This is a genomic window from Kutzneria viridogrisea DSM 43870 (assembly GCF_000525635.1).
Taxonomy (GTDB): domain Bacteria; phylum Actinomycetota; class Actinomycetes; order Mycobacteriales; family Pseudonocardiaceae; genus Kutzneria; species Kutzneria viridogrisea.
In genome coordinates, this window is the sequence record NZ_CP007155.1 from 1,741,662 (window position 1) to 1,761,232 (window position 19,571).

The following is a 19,571-nucleotide window of genomic DNA, read 5'->3' on the forward strand; positions in this document are numbered from 1 at the left end:
CGCGAGTTGTCCACATGTGGATCTTGGTGAAGATCAACTGTCGGGGTGGGGCGGTAGACTGGTTCCGGGGTCGCCCCCCTGGGAGTGGCGGGGGATGTTCATGGGTAGAGCGCCCCTCCCTCAGCTGCCCTCCAGCCTGATGATGATCGCCTTCGAGGTGGGAGTGTTGCTCGTTTCCGCCACGGAATCCAGCGGTACCAACGCGTTCGCCTCCGGGAAGTAGGCGGCGGCGCAGCCCCGGGCGGTGGGGTAGGCGATGATCCGGAAGCTCTTCACGCGCCGTTCGGCCAGTTCGGGGCCCACACCCCACTCGCTGACCATGTCCACCAGTTGCCCGTCGGCGAACCCGAGTTCGGTCAGGTCCTCGGGGTTGACGAACACCACGCGACGCCCGTTGTGCACGCCGCGGTAGCGGTCGTCCAGGCCGTAGATGGTGGTGTTGTACTGGTCGTGGCTGCGCAGGGTCTGCAGGATCAGCCGCCCGGCGGGCACCTCGATCAGCTCGACCGGGTTCACCGTGAAGTTGGCCTTGCCCGTGCTGGTGGGGAACTGCCGCGAGTCACGCGGCGGATGTGGCAGCACGAAGCCGTCCGGCTGGCGGACTTTCCTGTTGTAGTCGGCACATCCGGGCACGACGCGGGCGATGCGTTCGCGCACCGAGTCGTAGTCGCGCTCGAACTCCGCCCACGGCACGACGTGGTCCTCCCCGAACAGCGCACGGCCGAGCCGGGACACGATGGCCACCTCGGACAGCAGGTGCTCGCTGGCCGGCGCCAGCCTGCCACGCGAGGAGTGCACCACCGACATGGAGTCCTCGACGGTGACGAACTGCGTACCACCCGCCTGCTCGTCCCGCTCGGTGCGGCCGAGCGTGGGCAGGATCAGCGCGGTCCTGCCGTGCACCGCGTGCGAACGGTTCAGCTTGGTCGACACCTGCACGGTGAGCTCGCAGTTGCGCAGGGCCCGTTCGGTGACCTCGGTGTCGGGGGTCGCGGACACGAAGTTGCCGCCCACGGCGAAGAAGACCTTGGCCGCGCCGTCCCGCATGGCGCGCACGGCCTGCACGGTGTCGAACCCGTGCTCGCGCGGGGAGGTGATGCCGAACTCGGCGTCGAGCGCGTCCAGGAACGGCGCCTTGGGCTTCTCGTAGATGCCCATCGTGCGATCGCCCTGCACGTTGGAGTGCCCGCGCACGGGGCACACGCCCGCACCCGGCTTGCCGATCATTCCCCGCAGCAGCAACAGGTTCACCAGCTCGCGGATGGTCGGCACCGACTTCTTGTGCTGGGTCAGGCCCATGGCCCAGCAGATGATGGTCCGCTCGGACCTCACCAACAGCCCAGCCAGTTCCTCGATCTGCGCCCGAGGCAGGCCAGTGGCGCGGTCCACCTCGTCCCAGTCCAGGTCACGGACCTCGGCGGCCCACTGCTCGAAGCCGTGCGTGTGCTGCGCGATGAACTCCGTGTCCAGCACGGTGCCGGGCGCGGCGTCCTCGGCGGCCAGCACCAGGTGGCCCAGGGCGCGGAACAGCGCGAGGTCGCCACCCAGCCGGATCTGGCAGAACATGTCCGCCAGCGGCGTGCCCCTGCCGACCAGGCCGCGCACGTTCTGCGGGTTCTTGAACCGCATCAACCCGGCCTCGGGCAACGGGTTGACGGCCACCACGGTGGCCCCGTTGCCCTTGGCCTCCTCCAGCGCGGACAGCATGCGCGGGTGGTTGGTGCCCGGGTTCTGGCCCACCACCAGCACCAGGTCGGCGTTGGTCAGGTCGGCCAGGCTCACCGAGCCCTTGCCGACGCCGATGGTCTGGATCAGCGCCGAGCCGGAGGACTCGTGGCACATGTTCGAGCAGTCCGGCATGTTGTTGGTGCCGAAGGAACGGGCCAGCAGCTGGTAGCTGAACGCGGCCTCGTTGCTGGTGCGGCCCGAGGTGTAGAACACCGCCTCGTCCGGGCCGGACAGCCCGCGCAGGTGCTCGGCCACCAGCGAGAACGCCTCGTCCCAGCCGATCGGCTCGTAGTGCGTGCCGCCCTCGCGTACCACCATCGGGTGGGTCAGCCGCCCCTGCTGGCCGAGCCAGTAGTCGGTGGCCTGCGCCAGCTCCGCGATCGGGTGCGCGGCGAAGAACTCCGGCCCGACCCGCCGCTTGGTGGCCTCCTCGGCCACCGCCTTGGCCCCGTTCTCGCAGAACTCCGCGGGCTTGCGGTGGCCCTGCGGCTCCGGCCACGCGCAGCCCGGGCAGTCGAAGCCCTCGCGCTGGTTGAGCAGCCTGAGCGTGCGCACGGTCCGTGCCGCACCCATCTGCTGTACGCCGTGCTGCAAGGAGACGAGTACGCCCGGGATGCCGGCCGCGTAGTCCTTCGGCTTGTCGACCTGGAGCTGTGTCTCGTCGACGTCCTGCTCAGGTGCCCTGCGGGTCATCCACCCATTGTGGCGCCAGGGGCAAGTCGCCGGTCAGCCCGGGCAGGTACCGTGCGCGTCCATCTTCGCGCTGGGCGCGAACGCGGAGTCCGGGTTGTCCAGCGGCGCGCCCCTGGACTCGACCGGGTTGGCGAAGTACGGCGCCAGCTCACCGCGTTTGGCCGCGTCGCAGGCCATCCACAGGAAGTACTGCTTGGACTCGCCCGGCACCCGCCTGCCCTCGACCAGGCTGTAGTCCACCTCCTCGTGGACGCCCGAGACCAGGTCGTAGCTGGAGCGGCCGTGCTCGGCCCAGGTCCCGGCCGGGCTGCCCGCGAAGGGTTGGGTCAGGTCGACGCCCTGGGTCGGCAGCGCGTCCCTGGTGGCCTCGGGCAGCACCGGGTTGCTCACCGCCCGACCCCCGAGCTGGTAGAGGCCGTAGCAGGCCGCCGCGAAGGCCAGGGCCGCCACCACCAGCACGATGGTGCCCAGCTTGGGCCTGCCGCGCTGCTTGCGCCGGTAGCGGCGGATCTCGGCGTTGGCCCTGCGCTCGGCCTCGCGCAGCCACTTCGGGTCGTTCAGATCGGGATGGTCGTCCAGCTCGTCCACGGCGTTCCCCCTCGCACTGCCGTCCGCGACGGTAGCAAGACGATGTCACTCGAAAGTGGGCAATCGGTGGCACGTGTCAAGGCGTTCGCGCGAGTTCGTAGACTTCTGCCGTGACCGAGACCCTCCCGCAGCAGTACACGACCGATCTCCCCGCCGCGTGGACCCCGGCGGAGGTAGAGCAGGGCATGTACCAGCGGTGGGTAGACAACGGCTACTTCACCGCCGACGCGAGCAGCGACAAGCCCCCGTTCTGCATCGTGCTGCCCCCGCCGAACGTGACCGGCAGCCTGCACATGGGCCACGCCCTCAACCACACGGTGATGGACGCGCTGACCCGGCGCCGCCGCATGCAGGGCTACGAGGCGCTGTGGCTGCCCGGCATGGACCACGCGGGCATCGCCACGCAGAACGTGGTGGAGCGCCAGCTGGCCGGTGAGGGGCTGTCCCGGCACGACCTGGGCCGGGAGCGCTTCGTCGAGCGGGTCTGGGAGTGGAAGGCCGAGTACGGCGGCAAGATCCTCGACCAGATGCGCCGCCTTGGCGACGGCATCGACTGGGGCCGCGAGCGGTTCACCATGGACCCCGGCCTGTCCCGGGCCGTGCAGACGATCTTCAAGAAGCTGTTCGACGACGGGCTGGCCTACCGCGCCGAGCGCATCACCAACTGGTGCCCGCGCTGCCTGACCGCCCTGTCCGACATCGAGGTGGAGCACTCCGAGGACGAGGGCGAGCTGGTCTCCATCCGGTACGGGGACGGTGAGGCCTCGATCGTGGTGGCCACCACCCGCGCCGAGACGATGCTCGGGGACACCGCCATCGCGGTGCACCCCGAGGACGAGCGCTACCGGCACCTGGTCGGCACCGAGGTGGAGCTGCCGCTGACCGGCAGGCGCATCCCGGTGGTCGCCGACGAGCACGTGGACCCCAGCTTCGGCACCGGCGCCGTCAAGGTCACCCCCGCGCACGACCCCAACGACTTCGAGATCGGCCAGCGGCACTCGCTGCCCTCGCTGACCGTCATGGACGAGCGCGGCGTGATCACCGCCAACGGCCCGTTCCAGGGCCTGGACCGGTTCGAGGCGCGGCCCGCCGTGGTCGCCGCCCTGCGCGAGCTGGGCCGGATCGTCGCGGAGAAGCGGCCCTACCTGCACTCGGTGGGCCACTGCTCGCGCTGCGACACCGTGGTCGAGCCGCGGCTGTCCCTGCAGTGGTTCGTCAAGGTCGCTCCGCTGGCCCAGGCCGCGGGCGACGCGGTGCGCGATGGCCGCACCACGATCCACCCGCCGGAGCTGGCCAAGCGCTACTTCGACTGGGTCGACAACTTGCACGACTGGTGCATCTCGCGCCAGCTGTGGTGGGGCCACCGCATCCCGATCTGGTACGGCCCGGACGGCGAGGTCGTCTGCGTTGGCCCGGACGAGCAGCCGCCCACGGGCGAGGGCTGGCACCAGGACGAGGACGTGCTGGACACCTGGTTCTCCTCCGGCCTGTGGCCCTTCTCCACCCTGGGCTGGCCGGACCGGACCGCCGACCTGGCCAAGTTCTACCCGACCTCGGTGCTGTCCACCGGCTACGACATCCTCTTCTTCTGGGTCGCCCGGATGATGATGATGGGCCTGTACGCCATGGACGGCGTGCCGCCCTTCGAGCACGTCTACCTGCACGGCCTGATCCGCGACGCCAGCGGCAAGAAGATGTCCAAGTCGCGCGGCAACGTGATCGACCCGCTGGCCTGGCTGGACGCCTACGGGGCCGACGCGGCCCGCTTCACCCTGGCCCGCGGCGCCAACCCCGGCTCGGACATGGCCCTGGCCGAGGAGTGGGCCGCCGGTTCCCGCAACTTCTGCACGAAGCTGTGGAACGCCAGCAGGTTCGCGCTGCTCAACGGTGCGACCACGGCCCGGCCGGTGCCCGCCCGCGAGCAGCTCACCGACGCCGACCGGTGGATCCTTGACCGCGCCGAGCAGCTCGTGTCCGAAGTGGACGAACTGTTCGAGCGCTTCGAGTTCGCCAAGCTCTGCGAGGCGCTCTACCACTTCACCTGGGACGAGTACTGCGACTGGTACCTGGAGCTGGCCAAGGTCCAGATCGCCGAGGGCGGGGAGCGGGCCGAGGCCACCCGCACCGTGCTCGGCCACGTGCTGGACACCGTGCTGCGCCTGCTGCACCCGGTGATCCCCTTCGTCACCGAGCAGCTGTGGACCGCGCTGACCGGCGGCGAGACCGTGGTGCTCGCGCAGTGGCCGACCAGCACCGGCGTGCCAACCGACACCGTGGCCGCGCGGCGCATCGAGTCGGTGCAGAAGCTGGTGACCGAGGTCCGCCGGTTCCGCTCGGACCAGGGCCTCAAGCCGGGGCAGCGCGTCGCCGCCCGACTGTCCGGTGTGGACGGTGCCGACATCGCTGGCCACCTGGGTGCGGTGCGCTCGCTGGCCCGGCTGACCGAGCCCGAGGACTCGTTCACCGCGAGCGCCTCCCTGGAGGTCGCGCTGGCCGGCGGCCTGGTCCTGGTGGAGCTGGACACCTCCGGCACCATCGACGTGGTCGCCGAGCGGCGCAGGTTGGCCAAGGACCTGTCGGCAGCGGAAAAAGAACTCGCCCAGTGCGACGGCAAGCTGAACAATCCTGCTTTCGTGGACAAGGCGCCCGCGCAGGTCGTTGACAAGATCAAGGTACGCAGGGAGGCCGCTGTCGCGGACATCGCGCGGATCACCGCGCGACTCGACGCACTACCGGAGGGATGAGTCGACATGACGGGTAACGGCATTCCGGAACGCCCGTCGGTAGACGGCCTCGACGCCAAGTGGGCGGCCCGGTGGCAGGCGGACCAGACGTACCGCTTCCGCCGGCCCACCCGCCGGGACGAGGTGTTCTCCATCGACACCCCGCCGCCCACGGTGAGCGGTTCGCTGCACGTGGGCCACGTGTTCAGCTACACGCACACCGACGTCGTGGCGCGCTTCCAGCGCATGCGTGGCAAGCACGTGTACTACCCGATGGGCTGGGACGACAACGGGCTGCCCACCGAGCGGCGGGTGCAGTACCTGCACGACGTGCGCTGCGACCCGAAGCTGCCCTACGACCCGGAGTTCGTGCCGGGCAGCCGCACGGGTGCGATCTCGCGGCGCAACTTCATCGAGCTGTGCCAGCAGGTGACCGCCCAGGACGAGCAGGCGTTCGAGGCGCTGTGGCGGCGTATGGGCCTGTCCGTGGACTGGTCGCTGACCTACAGCACGATCGGGGACAAGGCCCGCGCGGCGGCGCAGCGCGGTTTCCTCCGGCTGCTGGCGGCCGGGCAGGCCTACCAGTCCGAGGCACCCTCACTGTGGGACGTGACCTTCCAGACCGCGGTGGCGCAGGCGGAGCTGGAGAGCCGCGAGCTGGACGGGGCCTGGCACCGGATCTCCTTCGGGCCGGTGCAGATCGAGACGACCCGTCCCGAACTGCTGCCCGCCTGCGTGGCGCTGATCGCGCACCCCGAGGACGAGCGCTACCGGGACCTGTTCGGCACCACGGTGACCTCCCCGCTGTTCGGCGTGGAGATCCCGGTACTGGCGCACGAGGCGGCCGAACCCGAACTGGGCGCGGGCATCGCGATGTGCTGCACCTTCGGCGACCTGACCGACGTGCGCTGGTGGCGTGAGCTCAGGCTGCCGACCCGCACGGTGATCGGCCGGGACGGGCGGCTGCTGCCCGAGCCGCCCGAGGGCGTGGACCCGCGGCGGTACGCGGAGCTGGCCGGGGCCACGACCTTCACGGCGCGGCAGCGCGTCGTGGACATGCTGCGCGAGTCCGGGGACCTGATCGGCGAACCGCGCAAGGTGCGGCGCCCGGCGAACTTCTACGAGAAGGGCGCCAAACCGCTGGAGATCGTCAGCAGCAGGCAGTGGTTCGTGCGCAGCATGGAGCACCGCGATGCCTTGCTGCACAAGGGAACCGAGCTGACCTGGCACCCGGCGCGGATGCGCGTGCGCTACGAGGACTGGGTGCGCGGGCTGAACTCCGACTGGCTGGTCAGCCGCCAGCGGTTCTTCGGCGTGCCCTTCCCGGTCTGGTACCCGCTGGACCCCGCGGGCGAGATCCGTTACGAGCAGCCGATCCTGCCCGCCGAGCACGAGCTGCCCCTGGACCCCGCGAGCCAGGTGCCCGCCGGGTACACCGAGGAGCAGCGCGACCAGCCGGGCGGTTTCACCGGTGACCCGGACATCATGGACACCTGGGCCACCTCCTCGCTGTCCCCGCTGATCATCTCCGGCTGGCTGGACGACCCCGAGCTGTTCGCGCTGACCTTCCCGATGGACCTGCGCCCGCAGAGCCACGAGATCATCCGCACCTGGCTGTTCTACTCGGTGCTGCGCGGCCAGCAGGAGCTGGCGACCCTGCCCTGGGCGCACACGGTGATCTCCGGCTGGATCCTGGACCCGGACCGCAAGAAGATGTCCAAGTCCAAGGGCAACACGCTCACCCCGGAGGACCTGCTCGACCAGTACGGCACCGACGCGGTCCGCTACTGGGCGGCGTGCGGGCGGCCCGGCGTGGACACCGCCTTCGACGTGGGCCAGATGAAGATCGGCCGACGGTTGGCCACGAAGGTGCTCAACGCGAGCCGGTTCGTGCTGTCACTGCCCGAGCCCGCCGAGGGCGACGCCGTCACCGAACCGCTGGACCTGGCGGTGATCGCCGCGCTCGGGTCGGTGGTGGACGCGGCGACGGCCTCGCTCGCCGAGTTCGAGCACACCGCCGCACTGGAGTGCGTCGAGCGGTTCTTCTGGTTCTTCTGCGACGACTACCTCGAACTGGTCAAGGACCGCGCCTACGGGGAACGCGGCGAGTCGGCCGCCGGGTCCGCGCGGCTGGCGCTGCGCACCGGACTGTCCACCCTGCTGCGGCTGTTCGCCCCGTACCTGCCGTTCGTCACCGAGGAGGTCTGGTCCTGGTGGCAGGAGGGCTCGGTGCACCTGGCCCCGTGGCCCACCGGCTCGTCCGGCGGTGAGCAGCGCGCCGTCGATCTGGCCTCGGCCAGCATCTCGGCCGTGCGCAAGGCCAAGTCGGCGGCCAAGCTGTCCATGCGCGCCGAGCTGGACTGGGTGCTGGTGCGCGGCGACGCGGTGACCCTGGAACTGGTGCGTGGTTTCGCCGAGGACCTCGCTGCCGCGGGAAGGGTGCGCGAATTGCGCTACGAGGAGGCCACCGAGTTCGGGGTCACCGTGTCACCGGTCGGTCAGCAACTGGAGTAGATCGCCACGCTGTGGACGAGGGAGAGGATGGCTGGGCTGAACATCACCCTGTTACCCCAGCTGTCCTCCCAGCGGTAGCGCCAGAACCAGACGTACATGGTGGGGCTGTCCGACCGCAGTTCGCCGAGCGGGAAACCGTTGCGGTCCTTCAGTTGGAACGTGGCGTGCCAGATGTCCCCGCTGAACGTGTGGCTGGTCGACACGAAGGCGTGCCACTGCGCCTTTCCGTCCGAGGAGAGCACCAGGCTCGCGCCCCCGTACAGGGTGCAGTCGCCCGCGTGCTGGTCTGTTGGCCAGACGTAGGTCTTCTGCCAGTTCGGGCCGGACCGGATCACCTCGCCCTGGACGGCGGCGATCTCCTTGTGGCCGGAGACCGTGGTCGCGGCGCTGGCCGACGCCGTGCCGGGCGCCACCAGCAGTGCGGCGCCGAGCAGTGCCGCGGTGGTCGCGCCCAGCAGCCTGCGCATGCGATGGGGGATCATGGCAGATCCCTTCTTCCCTTGGTTGTGTGGTGTTCGCTAATTGATTCCCTGATTGTGTCAATGTGAATGCATGCGGAATTGATTCACCTGATTCCTGTGCGCGCGGGGGGAGTGTAGCGGCGGCATCTCGTCGGCAGCTATTACCGAGATTGGCGTGAATTCGACAACGGCTGACCGTGGCCGGTGGCCCGCCCCTCGGACGCCCGCCGGCACCCCACGTAGACTCGTCGGTCGTGACCGTCTGCAACTGTGTGGGGGAGTGAGCTGTGCCCCAAACCGATCCCGGGGCGCTCCAGGAGCTGCGCGAGGTCGAGGCCGAGCTGGACACCCGCTGGCCGGAGACCAAGCTGGAGCCCTCCACCGAGCGGATCGCCGCGCTGACCGACCTGCTGGGCGACCCGCAGCGGGCCTACCCGGCCATCCACATCACCGGCACGAACGGCAAGACCTCGACCAGCCGCATGATCGACGCGCTGCTGACCAGGATCGGCCTGCGCACCGGCCGGTACACCAGCCCGCACCTGCAACTGGCCACCGAGCGGATCAGCCTGGACGGGGCGCCGATCGACCCGCGGCGGTACGTGGAGGTCTACCGCGACGTACAGCCGTACGTGGCCATGGTGGACGCCAGGTCCGAGGTGCCGATGAGCAAGTTCGAGGTGCTCACCGGCATGGCCTACGCGGCCTTCGCCGACGCCCCGGTGGACGTGGCGGTGGTGGAGGTGGGCCTGGGCGGGACCTGGGACGCCACCAACGTGATCGACGCGCGCATCGCGGTGGTCTGCCCGATCGACCTGGACCACACCGAGTTCCTGGGCACCGAGCTGACCGGCATCGCCGCCGAGAAGGCGGGCATCATCAAGGCGGGCGGCGTGGCGATCCTGGCCGAGCAGCGGCCCGAGGTGGCCGAGGTGCTGATCGCGCGGTGCGCCGAGGTGGGCGCCTCGGTCGCCAGGCAGGGCCTGGAGTTCGGGGTGCTGGACAGCGAGGTGGCCGTCGGCGGGCAGCTGCTCAAGTTGCAGGGCCTCGGCGGGGCCTACGACGAGATCTTCCTGCCGCTGCACGGGGCGCACCAGGCCGCCAACGCCGCGCTCGCGCTGGCCGCGGTGGAGGCGTTCTTCGGTGCTGGCGGTGAGCGTCAGCTCGACATCGACGCGGTCCGCGAGGCGTTCGCCACGGTGACCACCCCCGGCCGCCTGGAGCGGGTGCGCAGCGCGCCCAGCGTGTTCGTGGACGCCGCGCACAACCCGCACGGCGCGCGGGCGCTGGCCGAGGCGCTGGCCGGGCAGTTCGCCTTCCGCAGGCTGGTCGGCGTGGTCGGCGTGATGGCCGACAAGGACGCCGAGGGCATCCTGACCGCGCTGGAGCCGGTGCTCACCGAGGTGGTGCTCACCAGCAACGGCTCCCCGCGCGCGATGGACGCCGACGCGCTGGGCGCCGTGGCGCGGGAGATCTTCGGCGAGGACCGGATCGTGGTCGAGCCCCGGCTGGACGACGCCGTGGAGACAGCCGTGCAGCTGGCCGAGGAGACCGAGGATCCGGACGAGCCGGTGTCCGGCGGCGGTGTCGTGGTGACCGGCTCGGTGGTCACCGCAGGAGCCGCTCGCGCGCTGTTCGGCAAGGAGCCCGCATGACCGCCCCGGATCCATTCAAGGGCCTGCGCGGGGTCATGGCCGGCACGATGGTCCTGGAGGCCATCGTGGTCGGTCTCTCGCTGTTCGTCGTGTCCCGGGCCGAGGGCACGCACGGCTGGCCGCTGGCCGCCGTCGGGGTGCTCGCCGTGCTGATGGTGCTCTCCAGCGGCTGCTTCCGCTTCAGCTGGGGCCTGCCCTTCGCGCTGGGCCTTCAGGTGCTCACCCTGCTCGGGTTCTTCCTGAGCATCCCGCTTGGCATCACCGGTGTGCTGTTCTCCCTGGTGTGGGCCTACCTGCTGTGGCTGCGCAAGGACGTCACCCAGCGGCTGGCCGAGGGCAGGCTGCCCAGCCAGCAGCAGGACTGAGCGGAGTGCGGTAGGAGTATTACCTGATGCACTCCTACCGCGTGAAGCTGACCAGCAAGGGCGAGGTCACCGTGCCCATCGAGATCCGCGAGCAGTACGGCCTCCACCCCGGTGACGAGGTCGAGTTCGTCTCGGAGAACGGTGAGATCAGGCTCGTCAAGAGCGCGAAGCAGCCCAGCCGTGGGCGTCGCATCGCGGAGTCACTGCTCGGCAAGGGCGATGTGCCGATGACTACTGAAGAGATCATGGCCCTGACTCGTGGTGAGTGAACGCCAGTCTGGAACCCTGGTCGCCTCCAACGTCATCTTGGACCTGCTGACCAAGGACCCGCAGTGGTGCGCCTGGTCTTTCCAACAGATCGAAGAGGCTGCTGACCGTGGACCACTGCTGATCAACCATGTTGTCTACGCCGAGGTCTCGGTGCGGTTCACGCGGATGGAGGACGTGGAGGAAGCGCTGGAACCAACCCTGTTCCTCCGTGCTTCCCTGCCCTGGACAGCTGCGTTCCTCGCGGGTAAGTGCTTCCGTGACTACCGGAACCGGGGCGGGACCAAGACCTCCCCGCTACCCGACTTCTTCATCGGCGCGCACGCCGCCGTGATGGGGTTGCCGTTGCTGACCAGGGACGCCCCGCGTTACCGCACGTACTTCCCCACGGTGCAGCTGATCACGCCCGAGGCCTGAGCATTCACCGCCAGGCAAGCCCACGTTCCCCGGTTGGCCGTTGACGGGGGCTACAACCCTCCCATGGCCTCCCTCAGCAGACGTTCGCTGCTCCGCATCGGTGCCGCCACGGCGGGTCTGTTCAGCACCGCGGCCGGGTTCGTGCCCAGCGGCCGCCCCCGGCTCACCCACGGCGTGCAGTCCGGGGATGTCACCTCGGACGGCGCGCTGGTGTGGACCAGGGCGGACACGCCCTCGCGCATGCTCGTCGAGGTCGCGGGCGACCCGTCCTTCCGGCACTCCCGCCTGGTCCGCGGCCCGGTGCTGACCCCGGACAGCGACGGCACGGGCCGCCTGCGGCTGACCGGCCTGCCCGCGGGCCGCGAGCTGCACTACCGGGTCACGGCGGAGGACCTGGACGGCCGCCTGCGCAGCGAGCCGGTGACCGGCAGTTTCCGCACCGCCCCGCTGGACCGCCGCGACGTGCGCTTCCTGTGGTCCGGGGACGTGGCGGGGCAGGGCTGGGGCATCAACCCCGACGTCGGCGGCATGCGGGTGTTCTCCGCGATGGCCGACCGCCGCCCCGACTTCTTCGTGCACAGCGGGGACACCGTCTACTCCGACGGGCCGTTGCAGGAGACGGTGGTGCTGCCCGACGGCCGTCGCTGGCGCAACCTGGTCACCGAGGAGAAGTCCAAGGTGGCGCAGACCCTCCAGCAGTTCCGCGGCCAGCACTCCTACAACCGGATGGACGACAACCTGCGCCGGTTCACCGCCGAGGTGCCGTGGATCGTGCAGTGGGACGACCACGAGACGATGAACAACTGGAACCCCGGCCAGGTGCTGACCGGGCACCCGGAGTACACCGAGACCCGGCTGGACGTGCTGTCCGCGCGGGCCTTCCAGGCCTTCCACGAGTGGCACCCGCTGGACCGGCAGCGCGCCGTGGACGGCCGGGTCTACCGCAACTTCCGGTACGGCCCGCACGTGGAGCTGTTCGTGCTGGACATGCGCAGCTACCGGGACCCCAACGACGCCGACACCGCCCCGTACGAGCGCATCCTCGGCGACAGGCAGGCCCGCTGGCTGGTCAACGCGCTGAGCGCGAGCCGGGCCACCTGGAAGATCGTGGCCGCCGACATGCCCATCGGCCTGGTCGTGGCCGACGCCCGCGGCGTGGAGGCCGTGGCCAACGGCAAGCCGGGCGCGCCGACCGGGCGTGAGGCCGAACTGGCCTGGGTGTTCCGCCAGCTCGCCCGGCGCCACGTGCGCAACGTGGTGTGGCTGACCGCCGACGTGCACTACACCGCCGCGCACCACTACTCCCCGGAGCGGGCCGCCGTCGGCGACTTCGACCCGTTCTGGGAGTTCGTGTCCGGCCCGCTGCACGCGGGCGGCTTCGGCCCCAACGTGCTGGACCCGACCTTCGGGCCCGAGGCGGTGTTCGTGCACGCCCCGCCCGCCGCCAACAGCTCCCCGCTGGACGACTTCCAGCACTTCGGCGAGGTCGAGGTGGACGGCCACTCCGGGGCGCTGACCGTCACCCTGCGCACGGCGGCGGGCCGCTCGCTGTGGGCCACCACCCTGCGGCCGTGACACCCCCGTGCTGTTGAACGATCACGTTCGGTGTGGTTGCTTGCCTGAATGAGGGCACTCATCGCAGCGGTCCTGCTGCTGAGCATGGTCGTCGCCGTACCGTCCCCGGCGCCGACCACCCCGGCGCAGGCGGTGTGGGTCTCCCAGGACCGGTTGGTGTGGCACGCACCGACCGCGGCCGTTGGCTCATACCGCCTGCGCACCTCGGCAGGCGACCTGCCGCTGACCCCCGACCCGGCGGGGCTGCCACCCGAGCTGGCGCACAAGTTCCCCAACCTCAGAGGGGAGCCGACCTTCCGCGTGCCCACCGGCTCGGTGGACCAGGCGCTGCGCGGGCAGTTGGCCGTCCAGCAGCTCGCGGGCGGCGTGGTGGTGGCCGGTGCGGGCGTGCAGACCGCCGGGGTGCTCGACGACCGGTACGCGGCGGCGGCCACGAAGCTGGCGTACGGGCCGGTGTTCGGGCCGCACGGGGTGACGCTGCGGGTGTGGGCGCCGACCGCGAACTCGGTGCGGCTCAAGCTGATCGGTGAGGACCGGCCCCGCGAGATGCGCCGCGACAACGCCTCCGGCTCGTGGTCGATCACCGGCCCGGACTCCTGGCGGGACCGCTACTACCTGTACGAGGTCACCGACTGGCGCCGCACGACCACCGTCACCGACCCGTACTCGGTTGCGCTGTCGATGGACTCGACGTACTCGCAGATCGCCGACCTGGACCAGCCCAGGACCATGCCCGAGGGCTGGCGCGAGGAGATCGCCCACGGGCTCGGCGACAATCCGACCCGGCACGCCATCACCGAGCTACACCTGCGGGACTTCTCGGTCAGCGACCCGACCGTGCCGCAGGCCGACCAGGGCACGTACCTGGCGTTCACGCACCGTGACTCGGCGGGCATGCGGCACCTGCGCGAGCTGGCGCAGGCGGGTATGGACACCGTGCACCTGCAACCGACCTTCGACCTGTCCAGCGTGCCCGAGGACCCGGCCAACCAGCAGGTTCCGCGCTGCCGCCTGCCCGAGCTGCCGTCGAATTCGCCCGCGCAGCAGGAATGCGTCGGGTGGGTCGTCGCCAGCGACGCGTACAACTGGGGCTACGACCCGTGGCACTACACCGTGCCGGAGGGGTCCTACGCCACGGCCGGTGCCCGCTCCGGCTGGGGCCGGTCCGAGCAGTACCGGCAGATGGTGCAGGCCCTGCACGCCAACGGGGACAAGGTCGTGGTGGACGTGGTCTACAACCACACGCCCGCCTCCGGGGACGCGCCGCACTCCGTGCTGGACCGCATCGTGCCCGGCTACTACCAGCGGCTGCTGCCCAACGGGTCGGTGGCCGACTCCACCTGCTGCGCCAACACCGCGCCGGAGAACGCGATGATGGGCAAGCTGGTGGTGGACTCGGTGGTCAGCTGGGTCCGGCTGTACAAGGTGGACGGCTTCCGGTTCGACATGATGGGGCACCACCCCAAGGCGAACATCCTGGCCGTGCGGGCGGCGCTGGACGCGCTCACCCCGCAGCGCGACGGGGTGGACGGCCGGGCGATCCGGATCTACGGGGAGGGCTGGGACTCCGGCGAGGTGGCGGGGGGAGCGCGGTTCGTCCAGGCCACCCAGGCGAACCTGGCCGGTACGGGCATCGGCACGTTCAACGACCGGATCCGCGACGCCGTGCGTGGTGGCCGCCCGACCGACGCCGACCCGAGGGTGCAGGGGCTCGGCTCGGGGCTGGCCGGTGACCTCAACGGGGACCCGGTCAACGAGGGGCGGGGCGCGCGGCTGGCCGACTACGGGGACCTGGTCCGGCTCGGCATGGCGGGCAACCTCGGTGCCTACCGCTTCCGGTCCACCCGCGGCGCCACCGTGTCCGGGCACGAGATCGGCTACAACGGGGTGCCCGCGGGCTATGCGGCGATCCCTCAGGAGGCCGTCAACTACGTGGACGCGCACGACAACGAGACCCTGTACGACGCGTTGACCTACAAGCTGCCCCGCGCCACTTCCATGGCCGACCGGGTGCGCATGCAGCAGCTCGCGCTCGCCCCGGTGCTGCTGGGCCAGGGCCAGCCGTTCGTGCTCGCGGGCACCGAGTTCCTGCGCTCGAAGTCCTTCGACCCCAACAGCTACGACTCCGGTGACTGGTTCAACCGGTACGACCCGACCCTGGCCACCTCCACGTTCGGCGCGGGTCTGCCGCTGGCGAAGGACAAGTGGGCCCACTCCGCGCCGCTGCTGGCCGATCGGGCACTGAAACCGTCCACTTCGGACATGCGCGCCGCGCTGGCGGCCACCCTGCGCCTGCTGCGGATCCGGCAGTCCTCCGCGCTGTTCACCCTGGACGACCCCGCGCTGGTGCAGGCCAAGGTGTCCTTCCCCGACCCGAGGGCGGCACCCGGCGTGCTCGTCGAGTACCTGGACGACACCGCGGGGCCGCGCGTGGACCCCGGGCACAGCGGGCTGCTGGTCGTGCTCAACCCGCGCCCCCAGCCGCAGTCGGTGGCCGTTCCCGGCGATGCGCGGTGGCGGCCGCACGAGGACCAGGACGGCTCCGGGTTGGTGTTCGGGGCCGACCGGGTGCGGGTGCCCGCCCGCTCGGTGGTCGTGCTCGCCAGGTGACCGGTTACCCTTGCTGCACTTTCCCCTTACTTGAAGGAGTTCGGACCACCGTGAGTGAGCGCACCCTGGTCCTGGTCAAGCCGGACGGCGTCAGCCGCGGCCTGGTCGGCGAGGTCATCTCCCGCATCGAGCGCAAGGGCCTCAAGCTGGCCGCGCTGGAGCTGCGCACCGTCGAGCGCGGCGTCGCCGAGCAGCACTACGCCGAGCACGACGGCAAGCCGTTCTTCAACGACCTGCTGGACTTCATCACCTCCGGCCCGCTGGTCGCGCTGGTGGTCGAGGGCACCCGCGCCATCTCGGCGTTCCGGCAGCTCGCCGGTGGCACCGACCCGGTGGAGAAGGCCACCCCGGGCACCCTGCGCGGCGACTTCGGCCTGGAGGTGCAGTACAACCTGGTGCACGGCTCCGACTCGCCCGAGTCCGCCGAGCGCGAGATCAAGATCTGGTTCCCGAACCTGTGACGGAACCCTTCGTCACCGGTCCACATCGCGTCGACCAGCCCCACCCGGAGCTGGTCGACGCGATGACCGGGCTGTGGCACCGGGTCACCCTGGCCGGCGGTGCTGGCGGGTTCGCCCCGGCCGACCCGGTCGAGGAGATCCGCACCGTGGCCACGCGGGTCGTCGAGGACGTGCGGGCCCGCCGCAGCCACCTGCTGACCCTGGGCGCCGACCACGCGCTGGCCGGGTTCGCGGTGCTGACCCCGGGCACCCGCCCGGTGCGCAGGCACACCGCCGAGCTGGAGTGGCTGATGGTCGAGCCCGAACTCCAGGGCAGGGGCTGGGGCGGCCAGCTGCTGACCGCCGTGGAGCTGCACGCCAGGGCACTGGGCATCGAGCAGCTCGTGCTGATCACCCGCACCGGGCACGGCGTGGAGCGGTTCTACGAGAAGCAGGGCTGGACCGAGCGCGGGCGCTGGCCCGGTGCCGTCCGCATGGCCCCCGGCGACGTGCGCGACCAGATCTGGTTCACACGCGAGGTCGGATAACTCGCAAGCTATTTGTCAGGGGTACCCGCTAGCGTCGCAGGCGTGGCTGACTCCGGGAACGTTCTCGTGCACGCCGAGGGCTTGAGCAAGCGCTTCGGCGAGTTCGAAGCGGTGCGCGGCATCGACCTGAGCGTGCGCAGGGGCGAGGCGTTCGGCTTCCTCGGCCCCAACGGCGCGGGCAAGTCCTCCACCATGCGCATGGTGGCCTGCGTGTCCCCGCGCACCGGCGGTGAGCTGCGCGTGCTGGGCATGGACCCGAACACGCGCGGCCCGCACATCCGCGCCCGGCTCGGTGTGGTGCCGCAGGAGGACACGCTCGACAACGAGCTGACCGTGCGGCAGAACCTGCACGTCTACGGCCGCTACTTCGGGCTGTCCCGCGCGCAGGTCCGCGCCAAGGCCGTGGAACTGCTGGAGTTCGCCCAGCTCACCGACCGGGCCGAGGACCAGGTGGAGCCGCTGTCGGGCGGCATGAAGCGGCGGCTGACCATCGCCCGTTCCCTGGTCAACGACCCGGAACTGCTGTTGCTGGACGAGCCGACCACGGGCCTGGACCCGCAGGCCAGACACCTGCTGTGGGACCGCCTGTTCCGGCTCAAACAGTCCGGAGTCACGCTCATCATCACCACGCACTACATGGACGAGGCTGAGCAGCTCTGCGACCGGCTGGTGGTGATGGACGGCGGGCGCATCGCCGCCGAGGGCTCACCGGCCGAGCTGATCGCGGCGCACAGCACCCGAGAGGTGCTCGAACTGCGCTTCCCGCCCGGTGAGCAGCAGGGCCACGTGGAGCAGGTCCGCGGCCTGGCCGACCGCGTTGAGGTGCTGCCGGACCGCCTGCTGCTCTACACCGGTGACGGGGAGGCCGCGCTGGCCGCGGCCCACCAGCGCGGTGTGCGGCCGGTGACCAGCCTGGTCCGCCGCAGCACCCTTGAGGACGTGTTCCTGCGCCTGACCGGCCGGAGCCTGGTGGACTAGTGCGGTGTCCAGCAACCCTCGCCGCCTCGCTCCCGCGTCGCCCCGCAACCAGCATGGACACGCTCGGATACCGCACTAAGGGGGTACTCCAGTGAGCATCGACCTGCTCGCCCCGCCCCGCGCCGGGTCCACCGGCCGGGCGGTCGGTGCATTGCGCGCCATCCAGCTCGTGGTGGAGGGCCACTGGGCCTGGTACCGCCGCAACTGGCGGGCCTCCGCCCTGTCCAGCTTCCTGATGCCGGTGCTGCTGCTGGTCGCGATGGGCTTCGGGCTGGGCACCCAGGTCAGGCCCGGACCGGCCACGCTCGGCCAGCCCTACGTGGTCTACCTGGCCCCCGCGGTGCTGGTGGCCGCGCTGGTGCAGACCGCGGCGGGGGAGTCCACCTACCCGGTGCTGTCCGCGTTCAAGTGGGCGAAGACCTACTGGGCGGTGATCTCCACCCCGATCACGGTCTCCCAGGTGTTCGCGGGCCAGCTCGTGTGGATCGCGCTGCGCCTGCTCGCGGCTGGCGTGGCCTTCCTCGCCGTCGTGGCCTGCCTTGGCGCGCTGACCGGTCCCGGTGTGCTGCTCGCCCTGCCCGCCGCCCTGTTGGCCGCCATGGCCTTCGGCGCCTGGATCGTGGCCCTGGCCGCCAGCGTGACCAACGAGGGCACGGCCTTCTCCGCGGTGTTCCGGTTCGTGGTGCTGCCGATGACCCTGTTCGCGGGCACCTACTACCCGATCGACCGGTTACCGGAGTGGGCGCGGCCGGTGGCCTGGCTGACCCCGATGGCGCACGGCAACGCGCTGGCCAGGGGCGCGGCCTTCGGCAACCTGGACTGGCTCGCCGCCGGCGGGCACGTGGCCTACCTGCTGGCGATGCTGGTCGCCGGTCTGCTCGTGGCGCACTGGCGGTTCCGCGTTCGGCTGAGGGTGTGAGGGGGGACGTGACGGTGCAGGAGGTCCTCGCCTCGCGCGGACTGGTGACCAGGGTGCTGCCGCCGGGCATGTACGCGCGCCGCGCGCACGTGGTGGTGGAGCGCTCGCTGCTGGTCAACCGTCGCATGTGGACACTGGTGCTGTCCGGTCTGTGCGAGCCGCTGTTCTACCTGTTCGCGCTCGGGGTCGGTTTCGGCTCGGTCGTGGGCAGCGTGGTCGGCGCCGACGGTCAGCCGATCAGCTACCTGGCCTACGTGGCCCCGGGCCTGCTGGCGTCCTCGGCGATGAACGGCGCGGTGCACGACGCCACGTTCAACATCTTCTTCAAGCTCAAGTACGCCAAGGTCTACGACGCCATGCTGGCCACCCCGCTCGGCCCGGTGGACGTGGCCGTCGGCGAGATCGGCTGGGCCCTGCTGCGCGGCGCGCTCTACGCCACCGGCTTCCTGGCCGTGATGGCCGCGATGGGGCTGATCACCTCACCCTGGGGGCTGCTCGCCCTGCCCGCCGCCGTGCTGGTGGCCTTCGCCTTCGCCGCCGTGGGCATGGCCGTCACCACCGTGCTGCGCTCCTGGCAGGACTTCGACCTGGTGATGATCGTGCTGATGCCGATGTTCCTGTTCTCCACGACCTTCTACCCGCTGTCGGTCTACCCCGCCCCGATCGCCACCGCCGTGCAGGTGCTGCCCCTGTACCAGGCGATCGAGCTGGAGCGCGAGCTGACCACCGGCGCCGTCGGCTGGCCCACCCTCGTGCACGTGGCCTACTTCGCCGCGATGGCCCTCGTCGGAGCGGTCATCGCCACCCGCCGCCTCGGCCGCCTCCTCCTGACCTGACCCACCCACCCCACACGGCGAGTCCCGCCCTGACGTGCCCGAGTCCCGCCCACCGATCCGTGAGTCCCGCGTTGGGGAGCGCGAGTCCCGTCCTCTGGTCCGTGAGTCCCGCGTTGGGGAGCGCGAGTCCCGCTCTCCAGCCCGCGAGTCCCGCTCTGGCGTGTCCGAGTCCCGCTGTGGGGAGCGCGGGGCCCGCCTACCGGACCGCCAGTCCCGCTCTGCGGAGCGCGAGTCCCGTCCACCGGCCCGTGAGT

Annotated in this window: 16 protein-coding genes; 13 read left to right on the forward strand and 3 right to left on the reverse strand. The window is 70.9% G+C overall.

The window, feature by feature from the left end; genetic code table 11:
• Window positions 1–120: 120 nt before the first annotated feature.
• Window positions 121–2,421, reverse strand: coding sequence for an FdhF/YdeP family oxidoreductase (locus KALB_RS07810; protein WP_025355166.1), 2,301 nt, complete (start codon window positions 2,419–2,421; stop codon window positions 121–123).
• A 33-nt stretch (window positions 2,422–2,454) separates the two neighbouring features.
• Window positions 2,455–3,009: a hypothetical protein gene (locus KALB_RS07815; RefSeq protein ID WP_025355167.1), complete on the reverse strand. Its 555-nt coding sequence runs from the start codon at window positions 3,007–3,009 to the stop codon at window positions 2,455–2,457.
• A 110-nt stretch (window positions 3,010–3,119) separates the two neighbouring features.
• Here KALB_RS07815 and KALB_RS07820 point away from each other — a divergent pair, with 110 nt between their 5' ends.
• On the forward strand, window positions 3,120–5,753 hold the full coding sequence (locus KALB_RS07820) for a valine--tRNA ligase (protein WP_025355168.1): 2,634 nt from the start codon (window positions 3,120–3,122) through the stop codon (window positions 5,751–5,753).
• A gap of 6 nt (window positions 5,754–5,759) precedes the next feature.
• On the forward strand, window positions 5,760–8,246 hold the full coding sequence (gene valS, locus KALB_RS07825) for a valine--tRNA ligase (RefSeq protein WP_025355169.1): 2,487 nt from the start codon (window positions 5,760–5,762) through the stop codon (window positions 8,244–8,246).
• Here valS and KALB_RS07830 read toward each other — a convergent pair.
• Window positions 8,231–8,728 (reverse strand): DUF6294 family protein, encoded by a 498-nt coding sequence (locus KALB_RS07830; protein ID WP_148309399.1) that lies wholly within the window; start codon window positions 8,726–8,728, stop codon window positions 8,231–8,233. The genes valS and KALB_RS07830 overlap by 16 nt on opposite strands.
• Before the next feature lie 266 nt (window positions 8,729–8,994).
• On the opposite strand from KALB_RS07830, the gene folC reads away from it, so the two are divergent.
• From folC to KALB_RS07885, 11 genes are all read left to right on the forward strand, one after another.
• Window positions 8,995–10,362: a bifunctional tetrahydrofolate synthase/dihydrofolate synthase gene (folC, locus tag KALB_RS07835; protein ID WP_025355171.1), complete on the forward strand. Its 1,368-nt coding sequence runs from the start codon at window positions 8,995–8,997 to the stop codon at window positions 10,360–10,362.
• The gene (locus KALB_RS07840; RefSeq protein ID WP_025355172.1) at window positions 10,359–10,727 is read left to right on the forward strand and encodes a DUF4233 domain-containing protein; all 369 of its coding nucleotides are present in this window, start codon (window positions 10,359–10,361) and stop codon (window positions 10,725–10,727) included. The genes folC and KALB_RS07840 overlap by 4 nt, the downstream gene beginning before the upstream one ends.
• A gap of 26 nt (window positions 10,728–10,753) precedes the next feature.
• Window positions 10,754–10,996, forward strand: coding sequence for an AbrB/MazE/SpoVT family DNA-binding domain-containing protein (locus tag KALB_RS07845; RefSeq protein WP_201771892.1), 243 nt, complete (start codon window positions 10,754–10,756; stop codon window positions 10,994–10,996).
• Complete coding sequence (locus KALB_RS07850; RefSeq protein WP_148309400.1) at window positions 10,989–11,411, forward strand: type II toxin-antitoxin system VapC family toxin; 423 nt, start codon at window positions 10,989–10,991, stop codon at window positions 11,409–11,411. The genes KALB_RS07845 and KALB_RS07850 overlap by 8 nt, the downstream gene beginning before the upstream one ends.
• 63 nt (window positions 11,412–11,474) lie before the next feature.
• Entirely contained in the window at window positions 11,475–12,986 is a 1,512-nt protein-coding gene (locus KALB_RS07855; protein ID WP_025355175.1) for an alkaline phosphatase D family protein, read from the forward strand.
• 48 nt (window positions 12,987–13,034) lie between these two features.
• The gene (pulA, locus tag KALB_RS07860; protein ID WP_025355176.1) at window positions 13,035–15,596 is read left to right on the forward strand and encodes a pullulanase-type alpha-1,6-glucosidase; all 2,562 of its coding nucleotides are present in this window, start codon (window positions 13,035–13,037) and stop codon (window positions 15,594–15,596) included.
• Between the two features lie 50 nt (window positions 15,597–15,646).
• A complete protein-coding gene (gene ndk, locus KALB_RS07865; RefSeq protein WP_025355177.1) occupies window positions 15,647–16,057 on the forward strand; it encodes a nucleoside-diphosphate kinase in 411 nt (136 codons plus the stop codon).
• Window positions 16,054–16,584 carry a GNAT family N-acetyltransferase gene (locus KALB_RS07870; RefSeq protein ID WP_025355178.1) on the forward strand — a complete coding sequence of 177 codons (531 nt, stop codon included), beginning with the start codon at window positions 16,054–16,056 and terminating at the stop codon, window positions 16,582–16,584. Before ndk ends, KALB_RS07870 begins: the two co-directional genes overlap by 4 nt.
• A gap of 42 nt (window positions 16,585–16,626) precedes the next feature.
• The gene (locus tag KALB_RS07875; RefSeq protein ID WP_025355179.1) at window positions 16,627–17,562 is read left to right on the forward strand and encodes an ABC transporter ATP-binding protein; all 936 of its coding nucleotides are present in this window, start codon (window positions 16,627–16,629) and stop codon (window positions 17,560–17,562) included.
• Window positions 17,563–17,653: 91 nt separating this feature from the next.
• Window positions 17,654–18,481 carry an ABC transporter permease gene (locus KALB_RS07880; protein ID WP_025355180.1) on the forward strand — a complete coding sequence of 276 codons (828 nt, stop codon included), beginning with the start codon at window positions 17,654–17,656 and terminating at the stop codon, window positions 18,479–18,481.
• Window positions 18,482–18,489: 8 nt separating this feature from the next.
• Complete coding sequence (locus tag KALB_RS07885) at window positions 18,490–19,317, forward strand: ABC transporter permease (protein ID WP_025355181.1); 828 nt, start codon at window positions 18,490–18,492, stop codon at window positions 19,315–19,317.
• Window positions 19,318–19,571 lie beyond the last annotated feature (254 nt).

Excerpts from the sequence above, each read along its gene's own strand:
- KALB_RS07840 (WP_025355172.1), top strand. The coding sequence starts at position 10,359 with ATGACCGCCCCGGATCCATTCAAGGGCCTGCGCGGGGTCATGGCCGGC.
- KALB_RS07845 (WP_201771892.1), top strand. The coding sequence starts at position 10,754 with ATGCACTCCTACCGCGTGAAGCTGACCAGCAAGGGCGAGGTCACCGTG.
- pulA (WP_025355176.1), top strand. The coding sequence starts at position 13,035 with ATGAGGGCACTCATCGCAGCGGTCCTGCTGCTGAGCATGGTCGTCGCC.
- KALB_RS07855 (WP_025355175.1), top strand. The coding sequence starts at position 11,475 with ATGGCCTCCCTCAGCAGACGTTCGCTGCTCCGCATCGGTGCCGCCACG.
- valS (WP_025355169.1), top strand. The coding sequence starts at position 5,760 with ATGACGGGTAACGGCATTCCGGAACGCCCGTCGGTAGACGGCCTCGAC.
- KALB_RS07830 (WP_148309399.1), bottom strand. The coding sequence starts at position 8,728 with ATGATCCCCCATCGCATGCGCAGGCTGCTGGGCGCGACCACCGCGGCA.
- KALB_RS07810 (WP_025355166.1), bottom strand. The coding sequence starts at position 2,421 with ATGACCCGCAGGGCACCTGAGCAGGACGTCGACGAGACACAGCTCCAG.